Raw genomic sequence first — 16534 nt, forward strand, 5'->3', positions numbered from 1 at the left:
TATTCCGTTTAGCTTTCGAACGCAATCTAAAAAGGAAGGGAGGCGACGAAAATGTGATTCAGGCCTTGGAAACCGTAAAAGGGACGGCTGAAGCGCTCCTACCAAGAGATTCGGCCTCGGTGCCCTTGATAGATTGCGTTCGGCTTCTATATTGTGGTAATAGAGTTCAAATGCAATCTAAGTTGGAGGTGCCGATGCGAGTCAGTCGCGTTCAGGCCGCAGAGAACCGCCAAACCGTGATCAATGTGGCAAGTCGCCTGTTCAGGGAGCGCGGCTTCGATGGGATCGGGCTCAAGGATCTGATGGAAGGGGCCGGGCTAACCCAAGGCGCCTTCTACAAGCAATTCGCGTCGAAAGAGGATTTGGCCGTCGAGGCTTCGAGGCGAGCATTGGAGAGCGCGTCGGGCCGATGGTCGGACGCGGCTGCTCAGAATCCCGATGATCCGCTCGGCGCGGTGATCGGGATTTACCTCAGCGGCGACCATCGCGAAGAAAAGATGGACGGCTGCCCCATCGTGGCACTCGGCTCGGACGCCGCCCGGCAGGGCCCCGAGGTGAAGGCGGAATTCGAAGCAGGAATCAAAGCGCATCTCGACGTGCTCGACCGCTTTCTCGCCGGGGCCGGCGACGAGGCTTCCCGCAGCAAGGCCATGGCCATTCTCGCGACGATGGTCGGCGCGGTGACGCTGTCGCGCGTGATCAACGATCCTGATCTGGCTCAGGCCGTTCTGGATGCCGCGGCGAAACAGGTTCGCGGCGCCGCCGCAGCTTGAAAGGATGGGCCGGTGTTTCTGATTGAGATCTGGGCGAGCCCCATTCGCCGACCAAACAGATGAGGACGAGAACGATGTCGAATGAAGCACTGAACAGCTTCGCCGGAAAATGGGCGCTGGTCACGGGAGCGTCGAGTGGCCTCGGTCTTGAATTCGCAGGTCTCCTGGCGGCGCAGAAAGTCAATCTCGTCTTGGCGGCCCGACGGCGGGAGTGGATGGAAAAGCTTGCCTCCGATCTCCGCAGCAAATACGGGGTGGATGTGCTCGTCGAGGCGATCAATCTTGCCGCGCCGAGCGCGGCCAGCCGCCTGAAAAGCAGTCTCGACGCGAGGTCGGTGACGATCGACATCTTGGTGAACAATGCCGGATTCGGCTTGCACGGCGATTTTTTGGACACGCCGATCGAGCAGACCGCGAACATGATCCAGCTCAACATCACGACGCTCACAGAGCTGACCTATCTTTTCGGCCGCGACATGTCCAAGCGGCGGTCTGGACATATCCTTCTGGTCGCCAGTCTCCTGGCTTTCCAGGCCGTTCCCAGCTACGCGGCCTATGCGGCGACCAAGGCTTATGTACTCGCCTTTGGCGAGGCCCTGCATGAAGAACTCCGCCCGCACGGCGTGGTCGTTACCAGTCTCTGCCCGGGGCACACCGCGACCGGTTTCGATGCGGCGGCCGGCGCAACCACATCGGCCATGCTGCGGCTCCTCACCATGAAGCCGCGTCCGGTTGCCGAGAGCGGCGTTCGGGCGCTCTCGCAAGGAAAGGCCATGGTGATCCCTGGCCTGACGAACAACATGGCTGCCTTTTCAAATCGCCTGACGCCGCGATCGATGCAAAGGGCCACGATGAAAAGAATAATGGACGCTTGAGGCCTGGAGCGGTTGCGTGTGGGCGCGATCGAATAGCGTAGGCCCCTGTCGCGCACCCGTCCGAGCTGGCTCGCCTGACATTGGCGGCAGCGCATCCATGAACAGTCGCGATCTAATCGCCCGCCGCAGGGCTCCAGCGTGCTGAGATGCCGACTCGAACTAGAATGATGATCAATAAGATAACGTCCATATCGGGCATCTAATGGGAGGAAGAAATGCGCAACGCCGGTGTACATAAATTTCCGGCAATTGACCGCGTCATCTATGGCAAAGCCGCCTCCCAATCTATCCGCGCCGAGGCGGAGCGACTTGACGCAAAGCGCGTCTTCCTCATTGCCAGTCGGGCCCTGAACTCCAACACCGACGAGATCGAGAAGATCAGGCACTCCGTAAGACGAAGCCGATATCGTCGATCTGCTGCTAATGGCCGCGTAGCAGCGGCGCCTCGCTCGTGGGGCCTCTCGTCGGGAAGCGCGCGCTCGTTAGTTCAGACAGGCTCTACGAGGAAAACCCGAGCATGAACGCCTCCGCTTCAACGGCCCAACAACGGCACGCCGATAGTCCAGGGCGCTCGCGGGAGAACTCTCTGGCGAGCGGCCATATCCGCAACCGCACGGTTCACGCCAACGGGCTCGATTTCCCGATTCTGGAGGCTGGACATGGTCCCCTCGTGCTCTGCCTGCACGGCTTTCCCGATCATGCGCAGAGTTGGATCCCCTTTCTCGATCGCCTCGAGCGAGAAGGATATTGGGCGGTGGCGCCGGCGCTGCGTGGATATTGGGTCGGCGGCGCCGCACCGGACGGGTCGTACCGCGCCCTGGCAACAGGTCAGGACGTACTAGCGCTCATCGAATCGCTTGGAGCTGAGCAAGCCGTTCTCGTCGGCCATGATTTGGGCGCACGTGCAGCCTACGCTGCGGCAAGCCTCGACGCGGGACGCGTCCGCAAGCTTGTCGGGCTGGCCGTGCCCTATGGAAAGGGACTGGCGTCGGCGTTCGTTGCCGACGGTGATCAGCAGCGACGAAGCTGGTACATGTTCTTCTTCCAGACACGTCTGGCCGAGATCGCCGTTCAGCTGAACGACTTTGCATTCCTCGACCGCCTGTGGCGGGAATGGTCACCGGGCTATGTGCTGCCAGCTCCGGCTCGATCTTCACTCAACGAGGCCTTTGCGCAGCCCGGCGTCCTCACGCAGACTCTGGCCTATTATCGGCAGTTGTTCGCCCCGCCATCCGACGCGGCAGCGCAAGCTCTCGAGGCTCTCGCGACTGGCCCAATTACGGTCCCGTCGCTCTATCTTCATGGGGCAGACGACGGCTGCATCTCCGCCCAGCTTAGCGAAGGCATGGAGGCGGCGTTCACGAATGGTCTTGAGCGTGTCGTGATGCCTGAAGTCGGGCACTTTCTCCATCTCGAACAACCCGACGCCGTCTTCGACCACATCCTCCGCTTCATAAGGACCTAACCGATCCCGCGCGCGAGGATCGGACCTGTCCACGAAGCACTCGGTCACTCAGCCAACAGGACAAATCGATGTCGAAGCGGCCCCCAATATTGATCACCGGTGCCGGTGGCGAGGTTGGCTCTGTCAGCAGGACGATGATCAAGATGCTGCTGCAGCAATGTCCGGTGCGCGCCTTCGTTAGGACGGACGACGAGCGGGCTGAGGCGCTTCGACAGGCCGGAGCCGAGGTATTCGTCGGCGACCTTCTCAATGCCTCCGATGTCGCGGCTGCCCTGAAAGGTTGTCGGCGGATCTACTTCAGCATGAGCTTGAACCCCTACTATAGCGACGCGACCATCCTGATGGCCGCCGCTGCGCGTGCGCAAGGCGGCATCGAGGTTTTCGTGAACATCTCGGAGTTCGAGCAGACCTTCATGACGTTCGATCGAATGACCGCCGAGCGGGAGGCGCGAATAGCCTGGCTGGGCGGATCTGTCGCCGAGTGGTCGCCCCAACAGCGGGCACATTGGGCCTCGGAGCAGGCGTTGCAATGGTCCGGTCTCCCGGTCGTCAACATCCGAGCAACGATATTCGCCGAGAACCCGATCCTTTCCTGGTTTCCGCTCAAGCAATTGCTGAGCGCGGGCGAACTTCATCTGCCGTTTGGCACTCAGAAGATCGCGCCAATCGCTGCCTATGACGTTGCGGAAGTTTGCGCGAAAATCCTGACCGACCCGCCGTCGCACATATCAATGTCGTATGCGCTCACGGGACCGGTGTTGAAGGACATGCACGGGTTTGCTGAGGACTACGGCGCCGCGCTGGGGCGCCAGGTTTCGTACGTACCCCAGGACCTGGACGCCTGGATCGGCACATACATCGACAGGGCTCTGGCATCTCGCAATCCGCACATTGCGGACCACCTGAAAGCCATCACCCGCCTGGTCGCAGGCGGACGTTATGACGTTGTCACCGACGAGCTCGAGCGATTGCTTGGGCGCGCTCCAAAGACCGTCCGATGGGCTCTCGAACACAATCCGCGTATCCGCAAAGCACTGGAGGGCGCATGATCGGCGTGACTGCGGCTCGAGGCCCTCATGTCACATCATGGTGCCCGGCAAAAAGCAGCGCACCCGCGGGTGGCCATCAATGTAGTAGTTCCAAACCATAGTTCGCCCGACCTTGTTAGGCTGTGTGATCACGGCCCCGTCCGGCACCATCACCCACTCATTGTTGATGCGCACACGATAGTGGCCGTGGTCGGATTCCCAGTCGACATCCGCGACGAAGTATCCATCCGCATCCGAGCAGCACTGCCCAAAGTCGCTGGACAGGCTTTCGAACCAAGGCTTCAGTGGTGAGCCGGTGTAGCGCCCATCGTCACGCGCCAGCGCGGAGGTGGCCACCATGATCAGGCCCAGCGACAAGCCCATGCGGTTCATAGCGCGCAGCCCGGATGTCCAGCCGTGTACCAATCCGCGTGGCGCACGAGAGCTCTGACCTTGGAGACCTGTCGGATCAGCAGCTCGCATACGGCATGATCGACAGTCCCTGCGGCATCCGAGATCAAGACAGGACAATCCATATCTCCTCCTCCGGAGCCCCCAGCGAGCCGAGGCGGCGTCGGGCCAAAATAGGGGCATATCAAACTATATCGGATATACAGCAGAAGGAGCCCTCGTTCAACTGGTCCCTCGGATCCCGCCGCTCTGGAACTATCGACAGCAAACACGCGCGGGTGATATCTTGCGCATCGGAGGGGATCGATGACGAGAGCAGCTGTAGGAGCATCGAATTTCGTTGATGACCCGGCGCGCTGTAACTGCAATCAGGTCCGCCGCGCAGCCCGTCGTCTCTCGCGCTACTATGACCTCGCCCTCGCCCCGACTGGGCTCAAAGCGACGCAATATGGTCTGTTGAGTTATCTGGTGACGTCGGGGCCAATGACGATGGCGCGTCTCGCCAAGCTGATGTCCATGGACCGCGCCACCACAGGCCATAACCTCAGACCGCTGGTGCGTGACGGTTTCGTTGAGATTTCAGTCGGCGAAACTGACCGGCGGGAACGGATCGTTACCGTCACAAAGCTGGGTCACAGAACGCATACCAGAGCCCTGCCCGCATGGCGGCGCGCGCAGACCGCCTTTGAAGAGGCCGTGGGCGAACGTGAGGCCTCTGATCTCCGCGATTTGATGAACCGAATCGTTGACCTTCCTCTTCCCGACCCTGAGTAGATCGCATGATCCAGTGCGGCGCTCGACCTCGCTCTCGGCCTTGCGGGAAGAGTCCCGCTCGCGGCAGGCAGAGATCGTCGACCTTCGCCCGCGAAATGCGACCGGACGATGGAGCAGGGCTTCGTCCCACACCCCGTGGCCAGCTGTTCGCACCGCCGTGCCTGGAGTACGCGCGATCTGCGGCCCCTCTGGCGACTTCGGGCGTTGATCATGGACTTGCCCCTAAGAGGCGCTGGCGTCCGGATGCGGGATAGCCCCTGCACAGGTGTCGCTGTTGGATGACGTCCGCTGCCGACAAGCTCGAAAGGGTGCTGCCGTTCCGCTGAACATCCTGATCGTCCTGGAGTGGTCGGCATCGCCCGAGTGCGTCTGCTGGCCTGGTTGCGCCCGGTATTGAAAAGCCCAGGCCCAGCGAGAGGATATGAAACCGGTCAGTGGCGGGTCGAGCCGTAGCCCGGCCGTGCAAAGCACCCAAAGCTCGCAGGTGGAGCTCTCTTCGGCATCAGCTTGCGAGGCATAAGGCCTTGAAAGTGAACGAGTCCATTCTAATTCAAAGGGTGCAGAGCTGCTTGATGTGCTGCTCCGGGTGCCTTTTCTTAGGAGCCGGCTACCGGCCCGGATACGGTGTCCGCGCGCTTATCCGCCCCACAACATCGAGTGGAGCGAAGAGGACCGCTATCAGATATCGCTCGCTCTGGCCGGTTCGTGCGTCGCGAGGTGACCATCAGCGCGGGCCAGAACGTGCTGACCGTCGAAGGCCGCAAGGCTAATAAAGGTGCGCATCAGTTGCTGTATCAGGGAATCTCGTCTCGCCCGTTCCGGCGGCAGTTCGATCTGGCCGAGTACGTCCAAGTAAAGGCCGCTTCCTTCGTGGACGGCATGCTCAAGATCGAGCTGGGTGCGTGAGGTTCCTGATGCGATGAAGCCGCGGCAGATCCGATTCAGGCCGGCAACGACAATCACCAGTGAGAACACCAGCAGACGTCCTGAGCCTCTGCCGCTGACTTCTCCCCGGCGCGGCTGCTGCGCGGGGAAGAACCTTGGCTGCACCCGCCGGAACAGCCATTGCTGTTGATCTCCGCGCGCATCACAGGAAGAAAGCCATGGAAAGCGGGACTTCAATGAACGTCCAGCAGATTGAGCGCGAGCTTCTTGCGGCCTTCGAACGTCATGGCCCTGACGGTGGAGCCATGACGATCGAGAGTCTGGCCGCCACACCGGGCATCGCGGGGCGGCCAGAGGAGCTGGCACTCGCCTTGAAACACCTCATCGGGCGCGGGCTACTCACACGAGCGGGCGAAGATCCGATGCCCGGCTCTGCAATTGCCTTTCGCCTTGTAAGGCCGACGCCAGAACGGGGCGTATACCGGTCCAGCGTTCCGGTTAAGCAAGTGACACACGGGCGCAAATGACGACGTTCAGTGGTCCGTCAATCTCGCGGTGAGAGGGATTATCGAGATCTCGTGACTGTAAGCCTGACACTGTTGTGGGCCGGCATCATGTTTGTCGGCGGGTAGCTCTAATTCGAGCACCGCAACACCAGCAAGCCGACCGGTCCACTCGCCGCGACCGTGATCTACTTTGCCAACCCTGATCTGGACACGCCGTCAGCACATGAGAAGACGACTGAGCCGCGCAAGGGCCCTGAGCGGAACCACGCCGGCTGAGCCGCCTCGCGAGCGCGAACGTCCTGCTCACACGGCCCGCAGAGCTTCTTTGGGCATCTCCCGGATCAGCGCGTCAATATCGTTCTGCTCCAGCGTCTCTTTCTCCAATAGCTTCTTGGCCGCGCGGTCGAGGATCGGACGGCGAGTCGTCAGGATGGCTTCGGCCCGCTCCAGAACCCGATCGACAATGTCCTTGACCTCGCGGTCCACGGTGGCAGCGGTTTCCTCCGCGTAGTCACGCTCGCGAACCGGGTAGGGCCGGTCCGTGCTCGCCAGGAAATTGCCAGGCTCGCGTTCATAGGCGACGCTGCCGAGCTTTTCCGACATGCCGTAGCGGGTCACCATGCTGCGGGCGATGTCGGTGACACGGCGCAGATCGTCCGCCGCTCCGGTTGACAAATGACCGAAGACGATCAACTCCGCCGCTCGACCGCCCAGCAGGACCGCCATCTTGTTCTCGAGCTCCTCTCTGGTCATCAGGAAGCGATCTTCGATGGGCCGTTGAATAGTGTAGCCGAGGGCTCCGACGCCCCGAGGAATGATCGAGATCTTGTGCACCGGATCCACGCCGGGCAATGAGAGCGCGACCAGCGCGTGGCCCAGCTCGTGATAGGCAACGATCTCGCGCTCTTTGGCATTGAGTAGCCGGTTGCGCTTTTCCAGACCTGCGACCATGCGCTCTACCGCATTATTGAAGTCGCTCATCGTGACCGCATCTCCGCCGCGTCGAGTGGCGAGGAGTGCCGCCTCGTTGACGAGGTTCGCGAGATCGGCGCCGGTAAAGCCCGGTGTCAATGCGGCGACGGCATCCGGAGCAACGTCAGGTGCGATCTGCACCTTTTTCATGTGAACTTTCAGGATCTCGATACGGCCTTTCTTGTCCGGCCGATCAACCAGCACCTGGCGATCAAAGCGGCCGGCCCGGAGCAGCGCAGGATCGAGTATTTCTGGCCGATTTGTTGCAGCGAGGATCACCAGGCCCGAGCGCGAGTCGAAGCCGTCGAGCTCGACCAGGAGCTGATTCAGTGTCTGTTCCTTCTCGTCATGTCCGCCAGCAAAAGGGCCAATGCCGCGGGCCCGGCCCAGCGCGTCGAGCTCGTCGATAAAAATAATCGCGGGCGCCTTTTCGTGTGCCTGCTGGAACAGGTCCCGCACGCGTGCCGCGCCGACACCGACGAACATTTCGACGAACTCCGAACCCGAGATCGAGAAGAACGGCACCTTGGCTTCGCCGGCAACCGCCTTGGCGAGCAAGGTCTTGCCCGTCCCGGGCGGACCGACCAGCAGCACGCCTTTGGGCATACGGCCGCCGAGCCGGCCATAGTCGGAGGGTTTCTTCAGAAAGTCGACGACCTCGCGAAGTTCGTCCTTGGCCTCGTCCACACCAGCGACATCCGCAAAGGTGATGCCGGTGTTGGACTCGACGTAGATCTTGGCCTTGCTCTTCCCGATCTGCATCAGGCCTCCTCCGAGGCCACCTCCTTCGGCAACGCGGCGGCCGATGTACCACCATACGCCAAAGAAAAGGAGCACCGGCATGATCCATGAAAGCAAGTCGCGGAGGAACGTGCTCTCGATCTGGCCGGTGAAACGGACGTGGTATTTTTCTAACTCCTGCGCCACGTCCTGATCGACGCGGGTGGTCACGAACTGCTTCTGCCCGCCGGGCAATGCCTCTTTCAGCGTCCCCTGCACCGTGCGATCCGAAATACCGACGGCGTCGACTTTGCCGTCCCGGAGCAGCTGCTGGTATTCACTGTAGGGAATGACAGCGATTCTGTTCGCCGCAGCGACGACGTACTGAATGAACAGCAGCGCAAAGATCGCGAAAACAGCATACGCGAAGTTAAATCGGCTCTTCTGAGTCATGCCATAGGCTCGATTTGAGTAGCGACGGGCTGTTGGTCTCTGGAACAACTAGTAAGAACAGGCGAGGTTTCAGGACGAGTGCCGGACAGGACGGAGGCACATCAACAGGATCATCTCAGCAAAGCGCTGAAGCCTGCGCGTTCGCAGGAAGGGCCCGGTTCGCTTGAAACCGGGCCCTCCTTCTGGGCTACCAACCGTACCAATAGGGATAGGCCGGCCGATAATAGCGGACCACCCGGTATCCGGGACGGTAGTAGTAGGGTGGCGGGCCATAGACCGGTCCATAATAGACCGGCGGCGCGGCCGCAGCAGCCAATGTTCCGGCAAATAGCCCGAGAGCAAGTCCGGGGCCGATGCCCGGGCCGCCCCAATGATGATGACGCCAATGAGCCGAAGCCGGCGCAACCGATCCGATGAGGAGCGTTGCTGCCGCGACGATTGCAAGAGCAAGCTTTCTCATGTCACTTTCCTCCAAAATTCCCGCGCGAAAGGAGCGCTTGTCTTCCCTCTTGATTTTCACTTTGCCGAACTGCTGCCCGGCAACTATTTAAGTTAGAAGCCGTCGGGGCAAGTTCAAGTGTCGCAAGGTTTAGGAAACCAGATTGGACGTAGCCGCAAAGAGGAGAAGCTCGACGGCGGCGTCATCGTGCCTTCTCCGACTGCTACGGCTTCACAAGCAAGCGTACGCCTTAAGGCCTGATCTGGTCGGCAAACTACCGCCGTATCAATTCGAGCCTATCGGAGGTTGTCGCCTCATCAACCGCCGGTGACGAGGTGGGCCTTGCTTCACATGTCGCGGACATGAAATGCTTCGGGACGGAGCCATCGCCTTTGGCTATCCGCGCGAGCGCTAGTGGTGAATAACAGCGGGTCCGTCGACCTTTGGCTATCCGCGACTGGCGCCGTTGTGAACGGCGGGCGATGGCTCCGCGACATCGAACGTCTTGATTCGAGATTTGTTCCGGAGGTCTGCTGTTTACTGGCAGCCGCTTGCGCGAGGGCGGCAGTTCGTGCCCAGGAGCCGAGACCCTGCCGCCGGACCGTCCCGTGCCTTACGATGCCGCTTGCTTCACGTCGTGCTTGGTCTCTCTGTTGACCGCCAAGCGCCGGGGACGCCCAATCAGGTAGCCTTGCATTTCGTCGCAGCCTTCGTGCAGCAGGAGCGACATCTGCGCGTCGGTCTCGATCCCTTCGGCAAGGACCGGCACGCCTAGCCCGTGAGCGAGGCCGAGAACGGCTCGGACGATGGCGAGCGATCGTTCGCTCTGGCCGAGCGATGCAACAAAGCACCGATCGATCTTGATCCTGTCCAGAGGAAACGCTTCGAGGTACGACAGGGAGGAATACCCCGTGCCGAAATCGTCGAGTGCGAACAAAATTCCCAAGGTCTTGAGAGATTGCATTGTCTTCTTGGCGCGGGCGATGTCCTCGATCAGGACGCCTTCCGTGATTTCGAGCTCGAGCCGCGATGGCGCCAGCCCGGTTTCACGAAGTGCCTTGCGGACATGCGCGTCGAGATTCTCCCGGCGGAACTGCGCGGCCGAGACGTTCACCGCAATCCGGAGCGGCTGATCCCACGAGGCGGCCTCCCTGCACGCTTCCATCAGCACCCAGTCGTCGATCTGCGCGATTGCCCCGCTCTTCTCGGCGACGGGGATGAACTCTCCCGGAGCAATGATGCCGCGCACGGGATGTTTCCAACGCACAAGCGCTTCGTATCCGGCGATCCGCCCATCCCGGCGCTGCTGCGGCTGGTACTCGAGGTACAACTCTCCCCGTTCTACGGCGAGCCGGAGATCGTGCTCGAGGGCGCGACGGTTGCGCAGCTGCTGATCCATGGCGCTCGTGAACAGACGTATTGCGCCCCTGCCTTCGTGTTTCGCGCGATAGAGTGCTGCATCGGCGTTGGCCAACAGTGAGACGACATCACCGGCGTCTCTCGGGAAGAGGGCAACGCCGACACACAAATCTACCTTCAAGGCGTGACCTTCGACCTCGATCGGCTGATCGAAGGCTGCTCGCATCCTGGTGGCAAGCAATTCCGCACTGCCCGGCAAAGGTAGTTGGTCGGTGAGACCGATGAACTCGTCTCCCCCGACGCGCGCCACATAAGAGCCTTGCGCTGCCTCCTGCAGACGCCTGGATGCTTCGCGAAGGACGGCGTCTCCGATCGCGTGTCCAAAGAGATCGTTGATTTCCTTAAAGTGGTCGAGATCGATGCAGAGCACCGCGAGCCCGCGGTCCGAGACTTCCGCTCGTTGGATCGCGGCAACGAGATGCTGATCCAATGCGGTCCTGTTGGGCAGGTCCGTGAGCGCGTCGTGGCAAGCCAGATAGCTGATCTTCTGTTGCGTCCGATTGCGCTCCGTGACATCGAAGGCGACGCTAACGTAGGCCTGGCGTCCCTCATAGATGAGCGGTCGCGACTCGATCACGACCTGGATTGCGTCCCCGCAGGCGCTCTTGTGCAGTTCGAAATCGCGTTCGGCACCGTCATCGGTCTCACCATGCTCGAGCTGCGTTTCGGACATGGCTAGGAGAGCTTCGCGGGCATATCCGTAATGGCGGCACATCGCGCCGTTCACGGCAATGAGTTGTCGCGTCTTGGCGTCAGCCACCCACATGGGGAGAGGGTTTTCCTCGAAGAGCAGGTGGAAGGACGCTTCGCGGCGCTTCAGGTCGGTGATGTCGATCCGGACCCCGATACTGCCTCCGTCCCCCGTGCGTCTCTCCTCCACGCGCACCCACCGGTCACCGGCCAGATGCTGCTCATGGGAGTAGCGCGGCATGACGTGACAGGCCATGCGCTCTGAAAGCCATTCATCCTCGCGCCCGATAGCGTCCGGGTACTGCCCCCGAGCTAGGCCAACCCGGAGAATATGTTCGAACGGCGCTCCGGTCTCGAGCGCCTCTTCGCTGGCCGTATAGAACTCGGCGTATTGTCGGTTCCAAAGAACCAGACGATCGTTCTTGTCGAATACCGCCAGCCCTTCCGGGACGACGTCGAGGGCATCCGTGAGGTGGGTATGCGCGGACCGGGCGGCAGCTTCCGCCTGCTCGGCAGCGGCCTTGGCCTCGGCAAGTGCGGCTTCGGTCCGGTGGCGCTCAGTGATGTCCTCGTGAGTCGCGACCCATCCGTTCCCCTCCATTGGCCGGTGCCGGATACGCACGATGCGACCGTTCGTCAGTTCGACTGTGGTATCGGACTGTCGCGCGATCACCGGGGCGCTGTTGCGCCAGACGAGATATTCGGCCTTCGACATCTTTGGTGCACTGCCTACCGAGTACCGAAGGTCCACGATCGCATTCAGGCTCATGCCCGGCCAAACGAGTTCCGGATCGAGATCGTAGACTTCCAGGTACTGGCGGTTGCAGACGATTAGGCGCTGGTCCTCGTCGAAGAAACAGAGCCCTTGTGACATGTTGTTGAGGGCGGTGTCGAACCGCTCGGCATAAGCGGTGGCGGTCTGCTCGGCAGCCCGCGCGCGCGCACCTTCCTCGGTCATCTTGCTTTGGGTCTGGACTAGTTGAACGAAGGACCGGAAGTTCGTGTTGATCATGCGGCCCAGCAGACCGAGCAGCAGCAACAGATTGATCCCGAGTGAGATCATCATTCCGTCGCCGGAGAGGAGCAGCAACGTCCCAATCGGTGCACCGGCAATCAGCATCGTCACCCGAGAGGCAGGTGGAAAGCTGCCGAGGCAGTAGGCGGTGCCCACACAGCCCATGAAGACGAGCAATGCCACCGGTGCTCGCAGATTAGGCTCAACTGTCCCGAACAGCGCCAGGATCCAGAACACGAAGCCGGCGTTGAGCACGACGGCAACAAGGCGGGTCTTGGCAAGTTGACGGTAAGCCTCTTCGGGCGAGAAATCGGTGCCGTTCAGGCGGATCCATTGGGACAATCGAACGAGACACATGGCGAGGAGCGCGGCCGGCAAGCCGAACCTCAGCCATGGCGAGACGGTGGACGGGAGGACCAACCCTACGCTGATACTGTCGACGAGCAGCGCCGCGTAGAGCGCCGGCACCTGTTTGCGCAGGATACGGAATTGCTCGACCAGCAGCGAGCGACCGACTGGATCGGTCGTATCGCCCACTGAGAATGCGCCACGGATTTGCTTAAGTATGCCCATCGAGTTAGCCCTAGCCGGCGTCAAGCTAAGGCAGAACACAGAAAGGACGCGTAAAGGCGCTTGGTTTCTTCCGCCTTAACGCCTCTGCTGCAAGGCGAGGCACGAGTCTGGTGGCCGGCATGGCCGACCGCGCGAACAGGTGCTGCATTCATGCGAGTGGAATCCAGATGATCTTGCTCGCCATGGAAAACGATGAACGCCGCGCCCGCGACGAAGCCAAGGAAGCTGTGCAGAAGATACGATGGAGGCGGAACTGCTTAGGTCTGCCATCGCTGAAACGCGGGAGCGGATCGAGGAAAGCCGCCAACTTCTTGTGCGGGCCTCGTCTGTCAAATGCCCCTTTGGCGCAAGCACGCTGACGAAGCTTTAATTCATCTGGCCACGGAGCTTCCTCTCTAGCTCGCGCTGATCGTCGGCATATTCCTCAGCTGCTAGGCGAGCTTCAGCGGTACGTCGAGTTTCCTCGGCGCTCCGCGCGAGATCGTCGTAGTTCTTAGCAGCGGCGCGAAGAGCATCCCGCGTTTCGGGATATGCGCAATTGTTTGCCTTGGCGCGTAATTCCTCCGCGCGGTCCCGCCAGTACTTCGGAGAGTGCATTCTCTCGATGCCCATGACCAATCCCCTTGATCGGATCGCTCATTTTCATTGATGGACGTTCAGGCCAGCTTGTTCCCCGGACGCGCGAAAATAGCATAGAACAAACTAGGCCACTGCTGAAATTAAGCTACGCCACCGGGCTCGGAAACAGGCCAGTACCGGGCAGCGAGTGAGAACAAGTCGGCAAGCGAAAACGGATTGCGAACCGCGGCTGCGTTGGTGAAAGTGAGTGTCAATGACTGTTTTCTTGGGCTTGGTGTTCGCGATGGACGTTGACGGCAAAGCTACGTTCGCGTTCGAGGCAAAGAATTTCCGGGAAGCGTTGGAGTTGTGCAAAGAGGACTGGGTTCGTGATGACTTCACCACGATTACCTCGAACGCCTCCCGCTTTGCTCCTCGACGGCCAAGTTGACAGTTCGCAGAGCTGACGAAGCCGAGATTGTCATCTATCGAAACGCAGCTATCCAAGCTCAGACCGAAGACCTGGTCCTAGCGTATCTTGTCGATATAGATCGAGCGTAGCGACCCTCCTGTGCCGCGTTCTACGAAGAGAGCGATCCTCTACTACTCTGCTCTGGGTCACGAGCCGCCCTGCTTACGACCCCGGTGGCCCTGGTTTTGGATGCGGCCGATTTCGACGAACCGAAATCCGTCTGTGCATTTTGAGCATTTTCGAGGTACCGCAGAGAGAGTCGTCGCAGGGGCATTTGCAACTGACGATGGCCGGTAAAAAGTATCTGGCGGAGCAAGCCGCCGCCCTTCTGAAGTTTGCCAAGGCCGACCAGTCCAGACGTTGCGGCCGGCCTTCTTTCCAAGGCTGCCGATCTGTCTTCCCAGGCGAAGAGGCGCTTGAACAAGCGTCAGACGTGGAGCGGCCGCAAGGTTGACCACCTAAGAAGCCGCCTCGATATGCAAACCGATCATTCGCCTTGTGACTGTGAGCACGGGCGAACGCTACGCCGTCGCTGGTTCGGCACGTCGCAAGTGAAGGTAACCAGAATCGAAGTCTCCGACTGCTTTGAGCCGCTCCCAATCGAGAACAGTCAAGTTCCCGCTCCCGAGCTTGATTAGGCCTAGCCGACGCAGTTCCTGGAGCACGCGGTTGACGTGGACCGTCGAGATCCCCATGGCATCCCCCAGATCATCCTGCGTCATTGGTATTTGGCAGGAGTGATCCTCCGCCAGACCCATCGCCCGCATGCGAACCACGTATTCGCACATGAGATGAGCCGCCCGGCTTAGCGCCTCGCGTTGGCCGATGTTGGTCATCCACTCTCGGAATACCGACGCGTAAACCAGCGTTTCGCGCCAAAGCGCAGCCGCGACCCGAGTGTTGCGCTCGCACAGATGACGTAGGGCTGCGTGCGGAATGAAGCCGACCCGGGAAGCTGAAATGGTGGCAATGCTGATGTCCAGCGTCTCCAGATGCAGGCTCTGCAGGTCGGGCATGTCACCGGCGATGTGGAATGCGAGGATTTGCCTCTTCGCCTCACCGGTCAACTTAAACGCGCAAGCCACGCCTTCCAGAATGACGAAAGAACGGGTCGGACGGTCTCCCTCGCGCACGATTTCCTGGCGCGCGCGAACCTCTCTCTCGTCGAGAGGGAGCGCCAGTATCGCTGCTCGTTCTTCATCCGAGAGAGAAAGAACAGTTTGAAGCTTCCGGATTATGGGATTGTTGGTGGTGGAATTGAATGAAGAGACCAAGCGCCCCTCCTGTGTTTAGGCGGGAGCGCGCGGATCTCTCAGCCGTCAGCGCGCCGATGAAGGGTGCTGCGATGCTTCCAACATAGCACAATCCTGGAGCTGAGACGACTCTCTTGTGGGAACGGCTAGGTTTAGACCGGACGAAACCGGGCGGTCGCGGCATCTCTGCCCCATACAGCCAGGTCGCGCAGTCGAGCTCTGCCACGGGAGCGCCTGGCTTCGCCGGAGTTTATGATCGACGTCGCAAACTCATGACCGAATGCCGGCAAGCCGAACTCGCGCCCCCGCGGGTGCGCTCGACGCGCTACGGAATGAGTTCGTCCGGCTCTGGACGCGGAGCCGGCGTGGTGGCGCCCCGCAACGGCGGCCCGCGAACATCGCCGCGCTCCCGAGCTGGTGGGCGCGCGGAGAGGTCCCGGCCGATCTCGGGTCGCAGCTCCACCAGGTCGGTGAAGACGTCCGCCTGCCGCCGGAGCTCGTCCGCGACCATTGGCGGCTGGGTCGCCATGGTCGAGACCACGGTCACGCGCACGCCGCGGCGCTGCACCGCCTCCACCAGCGAACGGAAATCGCCATCGCCCGAAAACAGAACCATTTCGTCGACCTCGCCGGCCAGCTCCATGGCATGCACGGCCAGTTCGACGTCCATATTTCCTTTGACCTTGCGCCGTCCGGATGAGTCGACGAATTCCTTCGTTCGTTTGGTCACGACGGTGTAGCCGTTGTAGTCGAGCCAATCGAGCAGCGGTCGGATCGAGGAGAATTCCTGATCCTCGATGACGGCCGAGTAGTAGAAGGCCCGCAGCAGGATACCTCGGCCATGGAATTCCTTCAGAAGGCGCTTGTAGTCGATGTCGAAGCCAAGGCTTCGGGACGTCGCGTGAAGATTGGCGCCGTCGATGAACAGAGCAATCCTATTGGGCGAAGATGGCATGTTGGCAGCCCGCATGATCCAGCGGAAGCACCGCTCCCGCATGCGAATCGTTTGTCAAAGATGGAGTTTGGGTACGGGGCGGCCTTGGCCCGCCGCTCACTCGCATTCTGCGCTTGCTGCAAGAACGTGAGCTCCGACGGAGAGAGGCTATATCCAAGGATTCGACCTTTCAAATCCTTTTTCATGAACACTTGAACCTCGAGCCTGCTGCAAAGACAATGCAGTAAGTGGGACACCGGAAATGCCGAACGAATTGCCGCTCTTCCAAATCCACCTCAGGCGCCGCCGCCGGTCATGC

General features: G+C 60.9%; 13 protein-coding genes and 1 pseudogene. 7 read left to right on the forward strand and 7 right to left on the reverse strand.

Annotated elements, in window-relative coordinates; translation table 11 throughout:
- Window positions 1-194 precede the first annotated feature (194 nt).
- The 4 genes from IVB26_RS03560 (at window position 195) to IVB26_RS03575 (ending at window position 4162) form a co-directional block, all read left to right on the forward strand.
- Complete coding sequence (locus IVB26_RS03560; protein WP_247567279.1) at window positions 195-773, forward strand: TetR/AcrR family transcriptional regulator; 579 nt, start codon at window positions 195-197, stop codon at window positions 771-773.
- Window positions 774-847: 74 nt separating this feature from the next.
- Complete coding sequence (locus IVB26_RS03565) at window positions 848-1648, forward strand: SDR family NAD(P)-dependent oxidoreductase (protein ID WP_247567218.1); 801 nt, start codon at window positions 848-850, stop codon at window positions 1646-1648.
- A gap of 517 nt (window positions 1649-2165) precedes the next feature.
- The gene (locus tag IVB26_RS03570) at window positions 2166-3113 is read left to right on the forward strand and encodes an alpha/beta fold hydrolase (RefSeq protein ID WP_247970612.1); all 948 of its coding nucleotides are present in this window, start codon (window positions 2166-2168) and stop codon (window positions 3111-3113) included.
- 134 nt (window positions 3114-3247) lie between these two features.
- On the forward strand, window positions 3248-4162 hold the full coding sequence (locus tag IVB26_RS03575; RefSeq protein ID WP_247567225.1) for an NAD(P)H-binding protein: 915 nt from the start codon (window positions 3248-3250) through the stop codon (window positions 4160-4162).
- Between the two features lie 30 nt (window positions 4163-4192).
- On the opposite strand, the gene IVB26_RS03580 is transcribed toward IVB26_RS03575, so the two are convergent.
- Window positions 4193-4534: a hypothetical protein gene (locus tag IVB26_RS03580; protein WP_458309311.1), complete on the reverse strand. Its 342-nt coding sequence runs from the start codon at window positions 4532-4534 to the stop codon at window positions 4193-4195.
- Window positions 4535-4858: 324 nt separating this feature from the next.
- Here IVB26_RS03580 and IVB26_RS03585 point away from each other — a divergent pair, with 324 nt between their 5' ends.
- From IVB26_RS03585 to IVB26_RS03595, 3 genes and pseudogenes are all read left to right on the forward strand, one after another.
- On the forward strand, window positions 4859-5326 hold the full coding sequence (locus IVB26_RS03585) for a MarR family winged helix-turn-helix transcriptional regulator (protein WP_247567227.1): 468 nt from the start codon (window positions 4859-4861) through the stop codon (window positions 5324-5326).
- Window positions 5327-5963: 637 nt separating this feature from the next.
- Window positions 5964-6263, forward strand: a pseudogene (locus tag IVB26_RS03590) (Hsp20 family protein); the annotation flags it as partial.
- 166 nt (window positions 6264-6429) lie between these two features.
- Complete coding sequence (locus IVB26_RS03595) at window positions 6430-6738, forward strand: hypothetical protein (RefSeq protein WP_247970613.1); 309 nt, start codon at window positions 6430-6432, stop codon at window positions 6736-6738.
- A gap of 282 nt (window positions 6739-7020) precedes the next feature.
- On the opposite strand, the gene ftsH is transcribed toward IVB26_RS03595, so the two are convergent.
- The 6 genes from ftsH to IVB26_RS03625 all read right to left on the reverse strand — a co-directional run bounded on the left by ftsH (window position 7021) and on the right by IVB26_RS03625 (window position 16236).
- Window positions 7021-8862: an ATP-dependent zinc metalloprotease FtsH gene (ftsH, locus tag IVB26_RS03600; RefSeq protein WP_247453562.1), complete on the reverse strand. Its 1842-nt coding sequence runs from the start codon at window positions 8860-8862 to the stop codon at window positions 7021-7023.
- Window positions 8863-9049: 187 nt separating this feature from the next.
- Window positions 9050-9322 (reverse strand): hypothetical protein, encoded by a 273-nt coding sequence (locus IVB26_RS03605; protein WP_083926592.1) that lies wholly within the window; start codon window positions 9320-9322, stop codon window positions 9050-9052.
- 592 nt (window positions 9323-9914) lie between these two features.
- Window positions 9915-12962, reverse strand: coding sequence for an EAL domain-containing protein (locus IVB26_RS03610; RefSeq protein WP_247567232.1), 3048 nt, complete (start codon window positions 12960-12962; stop codon window positions 9915-9917).
- 402 nt (window positions 12963-13364) lie between these two features.
- On the reverse strand, window positions 13365-13610 hold the full coding sequence (locus IVB26_RS03615) for a hypothetical protein (protein WP_247453566.1): 246 nt from the start codon (window positions 13608-13610) through the stop codon (window positions 13365-13367).
- 939 nt (window positions 13611-14549) lie between these two features.
- Window positions 14550-15302 (reverse strand): Crp/Fnr family transcriptional regulator, encoded by a 753-nt coding sequence (locus tag IVB26_RS03620; protein ID WP_247567235.1) that lies wholly within the window; start codon window positions 15300-15302, stop codon window positions 14550-14552.
- Window positions 15303-15606: 304 nt separating this feature from the next.
- Entirely contained in the window at window positions 15607-16236 is a 630-nt protein-coding gene (locus IVB26_RS03625; protein WP_247567238.1) for a LabA-like NYN domain-containing protein, read from the reverse strand.
- Between the last annotated feature and the right edge of the window lie 298 nt (window positions 16237-16534).

Origin of the sequence: Bradyrhizobium sp. 195, assembly GCF_023101665.1 — a bacterium.
Lineage (GTDB): Bacteria > Pseudomonadota > Alphaproteobacteria > Rhizobiales > Xanthobacteraceae > Bradyrhizobium.

Coding starts and splice junctions, on each gene's coding strand:
- IVB26_RS03560 (WP_247567279.1), top strand. CDS start 195: ATGCGAGTCAGTCGCGTTCAGGCCGCAGAGAACCGCCAAACCGTGATC.
- IVB26_RS03565 (WP_247567218.1), top strand. CDS start 848: ATGTCGAATGAAGCACTGAACAGCTTCGCCGGAAAATGGGCGCTGGTC.
- IVB26_RS03570 (WP_247970612.1), top strand. CDS start 2,166: ATGAACGCCTCCGCTTCAACGGCCCAACAACGGCACGCCGATAGTCCA.
- IVB26_RS03575 (WP_247567225.1), top strand. CDS start 3,248: ATGATCAAGATGCTGCTGCAGCAATGTCCGGTGCGCGCCTTCGTTAGG.
- IVB26_RS03580 (WP_458309311.1), bottom strand. CDS start 4,534: ATGAACCGCATGGGCTTGTCGCTGGGCCTGATCATGGTGGCCACCTCC.
- IVB26_RS03585 (WP_247567227.1), top strand. CDS start 4,859: ATGACGAGAGCAGCTGTAGGAGCATCGAATTTCGTTGATGACCCGGCG.
- IVB26_RS03595 (WP_247970613.1), top strand. CDS start 6,430: ATGGAAAGCGGGACTTCAATGAACGTCCAGCAGATTGAGCGCGAGCTT.
- ftsH (WP_247453562.1), bottom strand. CDS start 8,862: ATGACTCAGAAGAGCCGATTTAACTTCGCGTATGCTGTTTTCGCGATC.
- IVB26_RS03605 (WP_083926592.1), bottom strand. CDS start 9,322: ATGAGAAAGCTTGCTCTTGCAATCGTCGCGGCAGCAACGCTCCTCATC.
- IVB26_RS03615 (WP_247453566.1), bottom strand. CDS start 13,610: ATGGGCATCGAGAGAATGCACTCTCCGAAGTACTGGCGGGACCGCGCG.
- IVB26_RS03625 (WP_247567238.1), bottom strand. CDS start 16,236: ATGCCATCTTCGCCCAATAGGATTGCTCTGTTCATCGACGGCGCCAAT.